This is a genomic window from Kitasatospora sp. NPDC001309 (assembly GCF_042896295.1).
GTDB lineage: Bacteria > Actinomycetota > Actinomycetes > Streptomycetales > Streptomycetaceae > Kitasatospora.
Genome location: NZ_JBIAXC010000007.1, coordinates 1 through 14458 on the forward strand (window position 1 = coordinate 1; position 14458 = coordinate 14458).

Consider the following 14458-nt stretch of genomic DNA (forward strand, 5'->3'; position numbering starts at 1 on the left):
GTCGGTCGCCAATGCGCTGCATTGGGCTCCCTCCTCCGCCTTGCGATGCACGCACCCCAACGCCGCGCGCTGATCCGACGCGAATGGTCAGACACACCCTAGATCAACAACCCCCGGGCCCGCCCGGCCCCCGTCGAGGTGGATCGTGAACGACGGAGGGCCCCGGCGATCGGCCGGGGCCCTCCGCATCGCGCAGCCGGAGTCGCCGGGTCAGGAGACGCGCTTCAGCTGCCAGGCGTTGTTGTTGAAGCTCGGGTTCGACCAGGCGACACAGCTGCTGGTGTAGTACGAGCCGGTCTGGACCCAGCCCGCCGGCGGGTAGGTGGTGCTGCAGGCCTGGACCACGGTGCCGACGGGCAGTCCGGTGAGCTGCTTCACCTGCTTGATGTTCGGGCTGAAGCTCTGCGTACCGCAACTGCTGCTGTAACCCCAACTCACATCGACGGAGCCGGCCGGGGTGAGAGTGCTTCCGCACATGGTCGTGACGTCACCGGGGGCGGCCTGGGCGGGCGCCGCGGCCAGGGCCAACATCGCCGCGGTGCCGGCGATGGCCATACAGGTGGTACGGAGGCGAATCATGGGCGGTGGCTCCTTCTGATCGGGGGTGGCCGGTCAGGCCGTGGAGCTATTCCTATGGTTTGATCATCGGTTTCGGATAGCGACTTTCCGGCCTAAAGATCCACCGCGCAGACCTCCGCCGAAAGCCTGACTCACCCGCCTTTGAGCCTCTCCGACAACTCCTCGACGCCGTCGTGCCCGCCGTGCTCGGGGCGAGCGTGGCGGGCACGCCGGGGCCGCTCAGTGGCGGTGGTGGTTGTCGGGTTGGGCCGGGTCGCCGGGGTGTTCCAATCCTTCGACCAGGGTGAGGCGTTGGGCCCGCTCGTGGTCCAGCCAGCGGACGAACTCCGCCCTTCGCGCGGCCTCCCGGAGGGCCGGGGTGGGGTCGGGGTTCCGGGGGACGGCCAGGGTGGCGAGGAGCATCGCCGTCCAGGGGCCGACGGTGACCCACTCACCCGGTGGGGCCTCCCGAAGCGCCTCGGCGAGGGCCTCCGGGAGGGTGTCGGGGTCGGCTTCGAAGCCGCCGTCGGGGAGGGCGAGGTGCCAGCGGGTGGTCGGTGGGCGGGCGGTCACGGCGCGGTAGTGGGCGACGTCGGCGGCGGACGGCTCGATGCCGGCGGTCACGGATGCGTAGACGGCACGGACGGCCGCGCTGCCCTCGTAGGCGGCCGCCGTGATGGAGCCGAGTTCGACGGCGGCCTGTTGGTCGAGGCGGGACGGGCCGGGGGCGACGACCGGGAGGCCGCGTTCGGCGGCGACCGTCTCGCAGAGGGCCTCGGTCAGCAGCACCTGGGCGACCCACCGGGTGAGCTGGCGGTCCTCCGAACTGCCGGGCAGGGGGAGGGCGGTGGATCGCGGGCCGCCGCGCAGGGCGGCGAGGCGGGCGTCGAGGGCGGTGCGCGGGAGGGGGCGTCCGTCGAGCAGGCCGAGGGTCATGCCTCCACCACCAGGGCGACGGTGGGGGCGTACTGGCAGCGGCCGAACCACATGACCTTGGCGAGGGCCCAGTACGCGCCGGGGTCGAGGGACTCGGGGGCGGTGACGGCGAAGTCGACGGTGAGGGCCGAGTCGGCGGGGACGGCGAAGCCGCGCACCGGGTCGGCGACGGCCTCCCACGTCCCCCACGGGGAGACCAGTTGCAGCTCGCCGCGGATCTCGCCGCTGGTGCGATTGGTGAGGGTGAGCCCGAGGGTGGCCCGGCCGCCGGGCGCCACCCGCAGGGTCTCGGCACCGACGTCCACGGACAGCCCGGTGTCGCGGCCGGTCGTCGCCTTGGTGCCCTGGGCGGCCGTCCAGTCCTCCGGGGCCTCGCCGGGGACCGGCAGCAGCGCGGGGAGGTCGCCGACGGCGATGGTGACCACGTCCTCGACCGCCTGTCCGTCGTGCTCGATCCGGACGGCGGCGAAGTGCAGCCCGGGCCGGGCGTCGGCCGGCGGGGTGAGGGTGACCGGGAAGCGCAGGTGGCCGTCGGGGGCGAGCCGGTACGGGCGGCTGGCGAGGCTGGTCGCCCAGCCCTCCGGCGGCAGCACGACGGCCGTGCCCTCGACGGCGGCGTCCCGCAGCTGGGAGGAGAGGGCGACCGAGAGCGTCACCGGCTCCCCCGCCGTCCGCAGCAGCCCGGGCGAGGCGCCGACCGACACCGGCAGGTAGCCGAGCGGCGCCGGGCCCCGGTTGTGCAGCCAGTAGCGGGCATGGACGGGCTGGGCGGGTTCGGCGACCGGGCCGAGTACCGTACCCCCGGCCGTGCCCCCGGGCCGGGCCGAGACGCCGGGCGCGGCGAGCAGGGTGGTGATCGACGAGCCGGGCAGGTCCAGCTCGGCCGGGCCGAGGGGGCGCTCCAGCAGGTCGGCCGCCCGCAGGTCGGTCAGCCCGAGCGCACCGCCGAGTGCCGCCGTCCGGCCGAGGCCGGTGGATTCGACCAGCCGCACGGTCAGCTCGGGTCCGACGGGCGCCGCCGAGCCGTGGGCGATCGGGTTCCCGGCCGGCTTGAGTGCGCCGAGCAGCACCTCGCGCTGCGGTTCGACCCGCAGCCAGGACAGCGTGGCGGGCAGCGGGCCGTCCTGCGGCGCGGCCAGGATCCGCGCGTACAGCGGGTGGTTGAACTCCTGCCCCCGCGCGGGCAGTGCCTGCGCCCGCCAGTCACCGTCACCGCCGACCAGGGCATAGCCGAACTCGTGGGTCCAGTGCTGGAGTTGGAAGGCGGCGCCGTCGGGCAGGGTGCGCCGGGGCGGGTCGATCCACACCCCGGACGGCCAGCCGGTGCAGGAGCGCATCAGCGACAGGTGCAGCGCGCCGGTGGCGTCCACCGCGAAGCCTGGCAGGCCGAAGCTGAGCAAGGCCACGGTGTGGTCGGCGAGTTCCTCCGACTCCGGCACAGGCACCGACACCGGCACCGACACCGACACCGACACCGACTCCGACACCGGCTCCGACACCGTCATCGGGCAGACGGCGGTGATCCGGGCGTCGGCGAGGTCGTCCACCAGGGCCGGCACATCGGCGACCACCAGGGCGGGCAGGGAGCGCAGGTCCCGCAGGTCCGCGTCGGGCCGCCACACCTCGGCCAGCGGTGTCAGCGCGGGCACCCACACCGCGCCGTGCGCCTTGAGCGCGGCCGCGTACTCCTCGCCCGTCCGGTCGATCAACTCCTTTGCCGCGTCGTTGACTTCCGGGCCGCCGACGACGATCCGGAAGTCCGGCAGGTTGGAGTCGACGTCCAGCCAGCCGTACCGCGCCCAGTCCGCCCCCGAGGTGGTGGCGGTGACGCCGACCCGGGCCAGCGCGACCAGCAGCGGACGGGCGTCGGCGGCGTCGTCCAGGGTCGGGACGACCACCTCGGCGACGCCGAGCGCGCGCGAGCCGATGACCTCGCCGGAGGCCGAGGTGAGCTCCGCCCGCGCGGTGGCGCCCAGCCCGAACCAGGTGTTGGCCGGGTTGTCCAGCGTCCACGGCGCCTCCGCCGAGTCCACGTCCGGCATCGCGAAGCCGCGCCCGACGACCGCGCCGGCGACCTCGCTGACCGGCAGCCCGCCGGGGACGTCCACCGGGAAGCGCAGTCGCAGCAGCCGGTCGGCGCCGGAGTAGTCGACCGCCCTGGTGCGGCAGTCGACCCGGTCCAGCCCGCGCCACAGCGTGACCGTCTGCTCGTAGCGCAGGCCGTCGACCGTCCCCGCGATCACCAGCCGCTCGCCGAGCGGCCCGGTCTCGCGGCGCACGGAACCGGCGCCGTCCCCGGAGCCGACCACCGGCCCGCTCGGCACCAGGTGCCACGGGCCCTCGCCGAAGTCGGGGTGCTGCGGGTACTCCTCGTACACCCGCAGTTCGTTGCCGATCCGACCCTCCTGGATCAACTCCCGTTCGTGCAGCAGGTCGTACACCGATCCGAGCCCGCCGCCGCGCGCCGGGTCGGCCGTCACCCGGTACCGCTCGTTGGCGATCACCACGCCCTCGGCCTCGGCCCACGCCGGGGCCGAGGGCTCCCCGGGCAGCAACCGCCAGGTGCGCCAGCCGAGCGCGGGCACGTCGGCGGCCAGGAACCGCAGCACGCCCCGGTCCACGGCGCTCGGCACGGCCGCGCCGGTGTCGTCCACGACCCGCACCGACCTTTCACCGGACGGGAGTTCGACCGAGACCAGATCCGTCCGGTCGAAGGACAGCGTGTTGGTCACCACCAGAGCCGAGCCGACGCCCGCCGTGGAGGTGCCCGCCGAGCCGACGCCCGTCGTGGAGATGCCCACCGTGGAGATCCGCGCCGTCAGCGCGTCCAGCGCCGCGTCCCGGACCGCCGAGGCCAGGTCGTACGCCTCCCGCCAGCCGCCCAGCAGGTCCAGGTACACCTGGTCCGACTCCGAGCCGGTGATCGCGTCGTGGTGGGCCCCGTAGGCGAGTTGGCGCCACACCTTGTCGAGCGCGGCGGCCGGGTAGGCGCCGAGCCCGTTGACGACGGCCAGCGCGGCGAGCTTCTCCGCGTCCACCGCCGCGACCTCGCCCGCCCGTTGGGCCTGCTTGGTGTCGATGTAGGAGACGTCCTTGCCGGTGTACACCGGGTTCATGTCGCGGGTCTGCGGGCTGGGCCGGCGCCCGGTGGCGGCGAGTTCGGCCCGGACGGCGTCCAGGAAGTCGCGCGGGGTGGCGCAGACGAAGCGCGGCCACAGGTACTTCTCGGGCCAGGAGCGGTGGATCGCGGTGACCCACTTGTTCGGCGGGGTGTAGTCCGTGCCGACCGGCAGCAGCAGGTTCCTGGTCGCGCCGACCGGCTTGAGCTTGCGGTACAGCTCGTACACCGCTTGTTCGGCGGCGGGGAGGTCGGGCGAGGAGTCCATCCACCAGCCGGCCGAGTAGTGGTGCGGCATGTAGTGGGTGAGCACGCCCTCCCCGCCGGGCGCGATCCACTCGAACTCGCTGGGGAACTGCATCACCCGGGCGTCGTCCTTGCCCTGGCGGAAGTTCTTCTGGATCGGGCCCCACTGGTGGAACGGCCCGCGGGCCCACGCGCTGCCGGTGAGGCCGGCCGCGGCGAGGTGGCCGGGGAACTGCGGGTCGTGGCCGAACACGTCGAGCTGCCAGGCGGTCTGCGGGTCGCCGCCGAGGATGTCGCGCTGGTAGCCGATGCCGTGGACGATGTTGCGGATGGTCGTCTCGGCGCCGGTGAGGTTGGTGTTGGGCTCGTTGTAGGTGCCGCCGACGAGCTCGACCTGCCCGCGCTCCAGCAGCGTGCGGAGCACCGCGCGCCGCTCCGGGTGCTGGTCGAAGTACGGTTTCAGGTAGTCGACCTCGGCCAGCACGAACTTGTACACCGGGTCCCGCAGGGCCAGGTCGAGGTGGGCGTCGACGAGGGCGAAGCCGTTGCGCTCCCAGAGCGGCCGGGTGGTGGCGTCGGCGCCGAGCAGTTCCCACGGCGAGGTGTAGGCGGCCTGGGTGTTCCACCAGACCGGGTCGTAGTGGAAGTGGGAGACCAGGAACATCGTCCAGCCGGGCTCGGCGACCTCCACGACACCGGCCGCCTCGCTCCCCACCACCCTCACCGTGACGGGAAGTTGCGCGCCGACGGACGCTCCGGTGATCTCCAGGGGGACGTCGACCAGCCCCGTGCCGGTCGCCTCGCCGCGGACGCCCGTCCCGCTGACGGTGATCGGGGCGGCCGGCCCCTCGACCGTCACCCGCAGGATCTGGCGCGGGGCGTCCTCGGGGCCGACGAACAGGTCGGTGCTCTCGACGGCGGTGATGGTGGTGACCGGCACGGGGGGTGGTCCTTTCGGTACGGAGGCCTACGCGGTGACGGAGGCCTACCCGGTACGGAGATGCGGTGCGGACGCCTACTGGCCCCAGGCCTCGAACTCGTAGATCCGGGCGGCCGGATCGCCGCTCTGGGTGGGCTTGGTGACGACCAGCCGGACGTAGCGGGCGGTGGTGTCCACCGGATGGGTGGTGGTGCCCGCGGTGTTGCCGGTCACGGTGGCGACGGTCGTCCACGGGTCGGTGCTCTTCACGCGGGTCTGGAGGGAGAAGTCCCGGGTGTTGTACGCGGCGCTCTCCCCGCCCGCCTGGGCGTGCCGGACCACGAACCTGTTCAGCTTCTTCGCCGAACCGAGGTCCACCTCCAGCCACTTGGCGGCCGTCAGCGTGCACCACTTGTCGCTCGTGCCGCCGTTGACGCTGCCGTTGACGGCCTTGGCCGGGCCCTCGTTGGCGTTGCACTGGCCGGAGGCGGTGGCGGGGCGGTTGAGCGCGAGGTCGGTCGAGCCGGTCGGCGGGGTGGCGTTCCAGCCCACGGTGGTCGAGGCGACGGCCGAGTGCCCGTAGGTGGTGGACACCGCCTCCACGTCCAGCGTGGTGGCGGCCTCGGTGCCGGCCCGGTCCAACCGCCCGACGTAGTAGGCATCGTTGGGGGTGGCCCCCAGGAAGGTCCGGCTGCCGTCCGGGTTGCGCCGGTACACCTCGTAGTGGTGGACATTGCCGCCGGGGGCCGCCGTCCAGGACAGTCGCAGCGACTGGCTCGCGCCGGCCGTCACGTCGCTCGCGCCGAGCACGGTCAGCCCGCTCGGCGCGGCCGGGCTCTCCACCGTGCCGTCGTAGAGGGCGACTTGGCCGACCCGCAGGTCGTAGGCCGGGTCGTTGCCGGTGACCTGGAGGGCGAGCTGGGCGATGGTGCGGCCGGCGTACCGGGAGAGGTCGAGGGTGTGCCGCTCCCAGCCCGTCCCGGTGTTGCTCCCGACGTCCACGGTGGTGAAGCTGCCCGGGGCGTCGGTGAAGGAGACGGCGGCCTTGAGCCTGGTCGGGCCGGCGGCCGGGGTCTTGACCACCAGGTCGAGCTTGGTGTTCGCGGCGACCGGCAGCCGGGTCTGGTAGAGCCGGACGGTGTTGGTGGCGTCCAGGGTGCCGGTCAGCCGCAGCGAGGAGCCGCCCTGGTAGGCGTCGGTGAAGTCGACGGACGGGCTGAGCCTGCTGCCGGTGGAGTCGACCACCCAGCGGTAGGTCGGCGGGACGTCCTGCAGCGAGAGGTTGTTCCACCCGCCGGTGGCGACCCGGGTGCCGGCCGCGTTGTAGAAGTCGCCCTGGCCGGTGTCGAAGTTGGTGACGAAGGGCTTGGCGGTGATCGGCGAGGACTCGGCGACGTAGCCCGCCAGGCCGGGCCACCCGGACGAGAGGTCGACCTTGGACGGGTCGTTGTTGGCGCCGACCCAGTAGCGGGCGTCCTTGGCGTAGAAGTCGGCCCGGTCGGTGGCGGACTTCCAGGTCCACTCGGGGCGGTAGAGGCCGAGCGAGGTGGTGTGCGGCTGCCCGGACGGGAAGAGGGTGTTCCAGTCGACGGAGGTGTTGTAGCCGTTCGCCTCGGTGTCGATGCCGGAGTACAACTCGTACTCGCTGCGGCCGAGTTGCCGGGCCAGGGTGCGGGAGGAGTCCAGTCCGTCCTGGCTCCAGCCGAAGTTGAGGAACATCGAGTCCGAGGTTCTCTTCGAACCGTCTTGCAGGAACGGTGAGTTGGCGGAGGTGAGGGCGTTCTGCCAGTCGACCGCACCGGAGGTGGTCATCGCGTCGTACCACATGAAGTCGGTACCGCTCTGCGCCTTGGTGTACTGCATCAGGTTGCGCACCTCGCCGGCCAGGCCCGAATCCCCGCCGCCGGTCTCCTGGTTGATGAACCAGCCGTCGAAGCCGTAGTACTGGGCGGCCTGGGCGAGCTTGTCGGCGACGGGGTAGCGGTTGCCGGACTTCTGGACGAAGTCGCGCACCCACTGGAGCTGGCCGCCGTACGCGGCGGGCGGGAAGAAGACGGTGCCGTAGACCTTGACGCCGTTGCGGTGGGCGGCGTCGATCACCGTCGGGTTGGGCGCGAGGATCAGGCCTTCCCCGGCCGAGCCGCCCCAGAACACCAGCTTGTCGACGTACTGCCAGTAGCCGAAGGCGTAGTAGTTGGGGTCGGCGGAGCCCTGGGAGGGGTTGTTGGAGGTGGGGCCGAAGGAGACCAGTGAGGCGATCTTCCCTTCGCCGGCGCGGGCGTTGGGGTTGGCGGCCAGGGCAGGGTCGCTGGTGCGGGGCTGGAGCGGGACGCGGGAGCGGTTGAACCGGGCGTCCGGGTCGGTGGCCGGATCCCAGCTGAGGATCGTGCTGGGGTACCAGTAGGAGGCGTACGGCTGGCTGCCCGGGCCGGCGGGTGCCGTGGGCAGCGGCGCGGCAGCCGTGGGCGGCGGCGCGGCGGCCGTCACGGGTGCGGCCCAGGCGGAGGGCGTGGCGGTGAGTGCGGCCGTCGCGAGGACTGCGCTGAGCAGCAGGGGTAGGCGTCGTGACATGCGGGGGCTCCGATCGGGCGGAGGGGTGGGGGCGGGCCCGCCGTCGCGGACGGGGGCCGGCCGCATGCGGGCGTGCCGGTGCTGAACCGAGGGGAGCCGGAGGCCACAGGAACGGGCAGCAGGAGCGGACCCTCTCGGCGCAGCGAGGCTAAACCGGTTCAGAACGGGTGTCAACGACCCGGACAACAACCACCCGACGGAGTCAGGAACCGGCACCCGGAGGAGTCAGGGCCCGGCGCCCGGAGGAGTCAGGGCCCGGCACCGAGGGAGTCAGGAACCGCTGCCCGGCGGGGAGGTGGACTCCCGCACCGTCAGCCGGGGCGTCGGCATCTGGAGGTCGCGGTCGGGCCCGGCGCCGTCCAGGGCCTCCAGCAGGCTGCGCGCGACCTGCTCGCCGAGCGCGAAGGTGTCCCGGCTGAGCGCGGTCAGCGGCGGGTGGACGATCCGGGCGAGCACCGAGTCGTCGAAGGAGACGATGGACAGCTCCCCGGGCACCGAGACGCCCATCTCCCCCGCCACGCCCAGCCCGGCGACGGCCATCACGTCGCTGTCGTAGACGATCGCGGTGGGCCGCCCGGGCCGGGAGAGCAGGGTGCGGGTGGCCGCCGCGCCCTCGGCGTCGCTGAAGTCGGTGGGCACCGACAGCGCCTCCTCCAGTCCGAGCCGGCGCGAGGCGTCGCGCAGCGCGCGGATCCGGCGCTGGGTGTGCTGGAAGTGCGGCAGCCCGGCGAGGTGGGCGATCCGGCGGTGCCCGATGGCGGCCAGGTAGTCGACGATGGAGAGCATCGCCTCCCGGTCGTCGGCCCAGATCCGCAGCTGGTTGCCGCCCTTGCCGGGCCCGCCCAGGACGACGGCGGGCAGCCCGAGTTCGTCCAGGACGGGCAGCCGCGGGTCCTTGACCTGGAGGTCCACCACGATGAACCCGTCCACCCGGTGCTCGGAGGCCCAGCGCCGGTAGACCCCGATCTCGGCGGCGGTGTCCTCGACCACCATCAGGTGCAGGGCGACCGAGCTGGCCGAGAGCACGGCCTGGAGGCCGGAGAGCAGTTGGCTGAAGAACGGCTCGACGCCGATGGTGCGGGCCGGGCGGGCGATCACCAGGCCGACGGCGTCGGAGCGGGCGCCGCCGAGGGCGCGGGCGGCGCTGTGCGGGCGCCAGTTCATCTCCTCGGCGACCCGCAGGATCCGGTTCCTGGTCGCCTCGCTGACACCGGGGCGGCCGTTGAGCGCGAAGGAGACCGCGCCCTTGGAGACGCCGGCCTGGCGCGCGATGTCGGCGATCGTCGGTCTGCCCACAGGATCCGACTCCTCTCTTGACAGTCAAGTTTAGGCGGGAGCATAGTCCCTGCCAGAGCTAGACCGGTTTAGTTAAGCAGGTTCTGACACACCACCACCCATCCCAGAACCCCAGGACCACCGGGAGACCCTCATGCGAAGAATCTGGGCGGCACTGACCACCACGGCCCTCACCGCGGCGGCCCTCACCGGCTGCGGACTCGGCTCCGGAGACACCAAGAGCAGCGACAACGTGGCGAGTGCGGCCGCCACCGGTGAGGTCAAGGGCAAGGTCTCGATCCAGACCTGGGCGCTCAAGCCGAAGTTCACCGACTACATGCAGGGCGTGATCGACGGCTTCAAGAAGAAGTACCCCGGCGTCGAGGTCGACTGGCTGGACCAGCCCGGCGAGGGCTACTCCGACAAGGTGCTCAGCCAGGCCGCCTCCGGCACCCTGCCCGACGTGGTCAACCTCCCGCCGGACTTCGCCTTCCCGCTGGCCAAGAAGGACGTCCTGCTGGACGTCGCCAAGGCCGACCCGAAGCTCGCGGACGAGTACGTGGCCGGCGGCGTGGGCGCCTACCGCTACCGCGGCTACCAGGGCACCTTCGGCTACCCCTGGTACCTCAACACCGATGTGAACTACTGGAGTTCCGACCTCCTGACGAAGGACGGGCTGGACCCGAAGAAGCCCCCGACCACCCTGGACGAGCTGATCGCCCAGGCCCGGGTGATGAAGGAGAAGTCCGGCGGCCAGGCCTACCTGATGAGCCGCAAGCCCGGCCTCGGCGACCTCTACAACATCGGCGTCAAGATCATGGCCGACGACGGCAAGTCCTTCACCTTCAACACCCCGGAGGCCGCCGCACTGCTCGACAAGTACCGCGACGCCTTCAAGGAGGGCCTGATGCCGAACGGGGTGCTCACCGACACCTACGCCGGCAACTCCAAGCTGTTCAGCGCCGGGACCGCGGCCTGGACCACCGGCGGCGGCAACTTCATCACCAGCCTCGCTACCGACAACCCCACCCTGGCGCCGAAGGTCGTCCCGTCCCCCGCGATGGGCACCCCGCCGCTGTACGTCCAGGGCCTGTCCATCCCGAAGAACACCAAGAACCCGGCCGCCGCGGTCGCCCTGGCCCGCTGGGTCACCAGCCCGGAGAACCAGGCCGCCTTCGCCCACCTGACCAGCGTCTTCCCGTCCACCAAGGCCTCCGCGAGCGACCCGTTCTTCAGCAAGAGCGACGGCACCAACGCGGGCGACGCCAAGGTGATCGCCTTCACCTCGCTCGCCAAGGCCGAGCTGATCCAGCCGGTCGAGGTGGACGACGCGATGGGCACCGTCGTCAAGCAGCAGTTCGCCCTCGCCATCAGCGGCCAGAGCAGCTCCCAGCAGGCCCTGGACACCGCCGTGGAGCAGTGCAACAAGCTGCTCAAGGGCTGATCCCCCGCAGCCGCGGCCTCACCGTCCCGACGTCCCGACGAACCGCAGTCCCGTACCCCCTACCGGCGAAGCGGCGGGTCCTCCCCCACACCCGCCGCCCCGGGCCTCGCACACCCCCGGGGCCTGTACCACCCCGGGCCCCGGAAGGCCCAGCCCCAGGAAGGCATCCGCATGACCCACCGGCGCTGGTTCACTCCCTGGCTGCTCGCCGGCCCCGCGATACTCTGGCTGGCCGTCTTCAACCTCTGGCCGGCCGTCAACACGGTGATCCTCTCCTTCACCAACGCCAAGCCCATCGGCGGCGGCCGGTTCACCGGCCTGGAGAACTACGGCCGACTGCTGGACGACGCCCAGCTCGCCGACGCCCTGCTCAACAGCATCGTGTTCATGGTGGTCTGCCTCCCCCTGCTGACCGTCCTGCCACTGCTGCTCGCCCTGCTGGTGCAGCGCCGGATCCCCGGGATCACCTTCTTCCGCACCGCCTTCTACACCCCGGTGATCGCCTCCGCCGTCGTGGTGGCACTGATCTGGGGCTGGGTGCTGGACGACCGGGGCCTGGTCAACGGCCTGCTCCAGGAGGGCGGCCTGGCCGACTCCCCGGTCCCCTTCCTCACCGACCGCTGGCTGCTGCTGTTCAGCGCGATCGCCCTGACCGTCTGGAAGGGGCTCGGCTACTACATGGTGATCTACCTCTCCGCCCTCGCCAACGTCCCGCACGAGCTGCACGAGGCGGCGGCCGTGGACGGCGCGAGCCCGCTGCGCCGCTTCTGGCACATCACCCTGCCGGGGGTGCGCCCGACCATGGTGCTCATCTCCGCGCTCATCTCGGTGAGTTCGCTGCGCGTCTTCTCCGAGTTGTACGTGCTCTCCAACGGACTGGGCGGCCCCGGCGGCCGTGACATGTCGGTGGTGATGCTGATCCAGATGTACAGCCGCGGCTTCAACGGCCACCTGGGCTACGCCTCCGCGCTCAGCCTGCTGCTGTTCGTCGTCACCCTCGGCCCGATGCTGTTCCTGCTGCGGCTGAACCGGAAGGCGGCCTGAACCCGTGACCACCGCGACCACCGACCCCCGCCGCAAGCCCGACCCGAGCGCCGAGGGGGGCAGGAGGACCAAGGGGGCCAAGGGCGGCGCCCGCGGCTTCAACACCCCCTCCCGCGCCCGGACCGCCTCCCGTTACCTGCTCCTGCTGCTCGTCCTGCTGCTGGTGATCGGCCCCTTCCTCTGGCAGCTGTCCACCGCCCTCAAGGGCCCCACCGAGGACGTCTACACCCGCACCCCGAGCTTCCTGCCCGACCAGCCCACCCTGGGCAACTTCGGCAAGGTCGCCGACACCATCCCGGTGTGGACGTACGCCCTCAACTCGCTGACCGTCGCGGCCGTCTGCATCGCCGGCAACGTGGTCGGCTGCACCCTGGCCGGCTACGCCCTGGCCCGACTGCGCTTCCGCGGCGCCCGGCTGCTCCTCGGCCTCTTCCTGGCCACCCTGGTGCTGCCCGGCGAGGTCACCATCGTCTCCCAGTACGTGCTGGTGCGCGGCCTCGGCCTGGCCGACAGCCTGGCCGGGGTGGCCCTGCCCGGGGCGATCGCGATGCTCAACGTGCTGCTGATGCGCACCGCCTTCGCCGCCGTACCGGCCGAGCTCGACCAGGCGGCGCTGGTGGACGGCGCCAACGTCTGGCAGCGGCTGTGGTACATCGGCCTGCCGAACGTGCGCGGCATGCTCAGCGTGATCGTCATCTTCACCTTCATCGGTGCCTGGGACGACTTCCTCTGGCCGCTGATCGTGCTCAACGACCCGCAGAAGTACACCCTGACCGTCGGGCTCCAGTACCTCAACGGCACCTTCTCCGCCAATCCCCGGCTGATCGCGGCCGGCACCATGATCGCGTTCCTGCCGATCGTCGTGGTGTTCGCCGTCTGCCAGCGCTTCTTCTTCCAGGGCGTCGAGGAGGGAGCCGTCAAGGGCTGAGCCCCCGAGGACGAGAACACCGTCCGTACGCCCCGACCCAGTTGAGGTAGCCCACCCGTGACCACCGTTACCACCGATTCCGCCGCTTCCACCGCTTCCACCACTCCGAAGGCCCCGCGCTTCGGCGTCAACTACACCCCCAGCAAGGGCTGGTTCCACCACTGGCTCGACTTCGACCTGGACGCCGTACGCGCCGACTTCGACTCCGTCGCCGCCCTCGGCCTGGACCACGTCCGGGTCTTCCCGCTCTGGCCGCTGTTCCAGCCCAACCGCACCCTGATCCGCCCGCGCGCCGTCGAACAGCTGACCGCACTCGTGGACGCGGCCGGCGAACGCGGCCTGGACGTCGCGGTGGACGGCCTCCAGGGCCACCTGTCCAGCTTCGACTTCCTGCCCGCCTGGACGCAGACCTGGCACCGCCGCAACCTGTTCACCGACCCCGGGGTCCTGGACGGCCAGGCCGCCTACCTGCGCACCCTCGCCGGGGCCCTGCGCGAACGCCCGAACTTCCTCGGGATGACGCTCGGCAACGAGATCAACCAGTTCTCCGGCGCCCCGCACCCCGACCCCGACCGCTGCACCCCCGCCGAGGCGGAGGCCTGGCTGCGCCGGATGCTCACCGCCTGCGAGGACGGCGCGCCCGGGCGGCTGCACCTGCACGCCTCCTACGACGCGGCCTGGTACCTGGACGAACACCCCTTCACACCCTGGCACTCGGCCCGCCTCGGCGGCGCCACCGCCGTGCACTCCTGGGTCTTCAACGGCACCGCCCAGCGCTACGGCGCCCACTCCACCGCCACCGCCCAGCACGCCGCGTACCTGGTCGAGCTGTCCAAGGCCTGGGCGGACGACCCGGCCCGCCCGGTCTGGCTGCAGGAGGTCGGCGCGCCCGCCCCGCACATCACCGCCGCGGACGCGGCCCGGTTCACCGGCGCCACCGTCGAGGCCGTGCTGGACTGCCCGGACCTCTGGGGCGTCACCTGGTGGTGCTCCCACGATGTGGACCGCTCGCTCGCCGACTTCCCCGAACTGGAGTACAGCCTCGGCCTGTTGACCACCGACCGGACGGTCAAACCGGCCGGCGCCCGGCTCGCCGAGGCCGCAGCCGACGCCCGCCGCAGCTGGCAGCCGCCCAAGCCGCGCGGCACCGCCGTGGTGGTCGCCACCGGTGACGAGGTCACCTCCCCGCGCCGCGCGGACTGCGGCCCCGGCGGCCCGGTGTACGAGGCCTTCATGCGCCTCGCCGAGGCCGGCGCCCGCCCGACCACCGTGCTCGCCGAACGCGCCGGGGACGCGGCGCACCTGGCGGCGCGCGGTATCACCGAGGTGGTCCACCCCGCCGACGTAGGTTCTCTGTAGCCGTACCCCGCTGTAGCCGTCCCCCCTTGAAGCCGTCCCCGCTTGAAGCCACCCTCCCCC

9 protein-coding genes are annotated in these 14458 nt (G+C 72.4%); 4 read left to right on the forward strand and 5 right to left on the reverse strand.

The window, feature by feature from the left end:
• Window positions 1-210 precede the first annotated feature (210 nt).
• The 5 genes from ACFY2K_RS09225 to ACFY2K_RS09245 form a co-directional block, all read right to left on the reverse strand.
• Entirely contained in the window at window positions 211-579 is a 369-nt protein-coding gene (locus ACFY2K_RS09225) for a hypothetical protein (protein WP_380525383.1), read from the reverse strand.
• A gap of 219 nt (window positions 580-798) precedes the next feature.
• Window positions 799-1494: a hypothetical protein gene (locus ACFY2K_RS09230; RefSeq protein ID WP_380525384.1), complete on the reverse strand. Its 696-nt coding sequence runs from the start codon at window positions 1492-1494 to the stop codon at window positions 799-801.
• Entirely contained in the window at window positions 1491-5798 is a 4308-nt protein-coding gene (locus ACFY2K_RS09235; RefSeq protein WP_387710442.1) for an NEW3 domain-containing protein, read from the reverse strand. The genes ACFY2K_RS09230 and ACFY2K_RS09235 overlap by 4 nt, the downstream gene beginning before the upstream one ends.
• 75 nt (window positions 5799-5873) lie before the next feature.
• Window positions 5874-8348 (reverse strand): discoidin domain-containing protein, encoded by a 2475-nt coding sequence (locus ACFY2K_RS09240; protein WP_380589065.1) that lies wholly within the window; start codon window positions 8346-8348, stop codon window positions 5874-5876.
• Between the two features lie 270 nt (window positions 8349-8618).
• The gene (locus ACFY2K_RS09245; RefSeq protein WP_387710444.1) at window positions 8619-9644 is read right to left on the reverse strand and encodes a LacI family DNA-binding transcriptional regulator; all 1026 of its coding nucleotides are present in this window, start codon (window positions 9642-9644) and stop codon (window positions 8619-8621) included.
• A gap of 133 nt (window positions 9645-9777) precedes the next feature.
• Here ACFY2K_RS09245 and ACFY2K_RS09250 point away from each other — a divergent pair, with 133 nt between their 5' ends.
• From ACFY2K_RS09250 to ACFY2K_RS09265, 4 genes are all read left to right on the forward strand, one after another.
• The gene (locus tag ACFY2K_RS09250) at window positions 9778-11067 is read left to right on the forward strand and encodes an ABC transporter substrate-binding protein (protein ID WP_387710446.1); all 1290 of its coding nucleotides are present in this window, start codon (window positions 9778-9780) and stop codon (window positions 11065-11067) included.
• A gap of 171 nt (window positions 11068-11238) precedes the next feature.
• Window positions 11239-12111, forward strand: coding sequence for a carbohydrate ABC transporter permease (locus ACFY2K_RS09255; RefSeq protein WP_387710448.1), 873 nt, complete (start codon window positions 11239-11241; stop codon window positions 12109-12111).
• A gap of 4 nt (window positions 12112-12115) precedes the next feature.
• The gene (locus ACFY2K_RS09260) at window positions 12116-13039 is read left to right on the forward strand and encodes a carbohydrate ABC transporter permease (RefSeq protein ID WP_387710450.1); all 924 of its coding nucleotides are present in this window, start codon (window positions 12116-12118) and stop codon (window positions 13037-13039) included.
• 57 nt (window positions 13040-13096) lie between these two features.
• Window positions 13097-14398: a glycosyl hydrolase gene (locus ACFY2K_RS09265; protein ID WP_387710452.1), complete on the forward strand. Its 1302-nt coding sequence runs from the start codon at window positions 13097-13099 to the stop codon at window positions 14396-14398.
• The last annotated feature ends 60 nt before the right edge of the window (window positions 14399-14458 follow it).

Bases quoted from the DNA above. Each gene is read 5' to 3' on its own strand.
- ACFY2K_RS09225 (WP_380525383.1), bottom strand. From the start codon at position 579: ATGATTCGCCTCCGTACCACCTGTATGGCCATCGCCGGCACCGCGGCG.
- ACFY2K_RS09240 (WP_380589065.1), bottom strand. From the start codon at position 8,348: ATGTCACGACGCCTACCCCTGCTGCTCAGCGCAGTCCTCGCGACGGCC.
- ACFY2K_RS09230 (WP_380525384.1), bottom strand. From the start codon at position 1,494: ATGACCCTCGGCCTGCTCGACGGACGCCCCCTCCCGCGCACCGCCCTC.
- ACFY2K_RS09250 (WP_387710446.1), top strand. From the start codon at position 9,778: ATGCGAAGAATCTGGGCGGCACTGACCACCACGGCCCTCACCGCGGCG.
- ACFY2K_RS09255 (WP_387710448.1), top strand. From the start codon at position 11,239: ATGACCCACCGGCGCTGGTTCACTCCCTGGCTGCTCGCCGGCCCCGCG.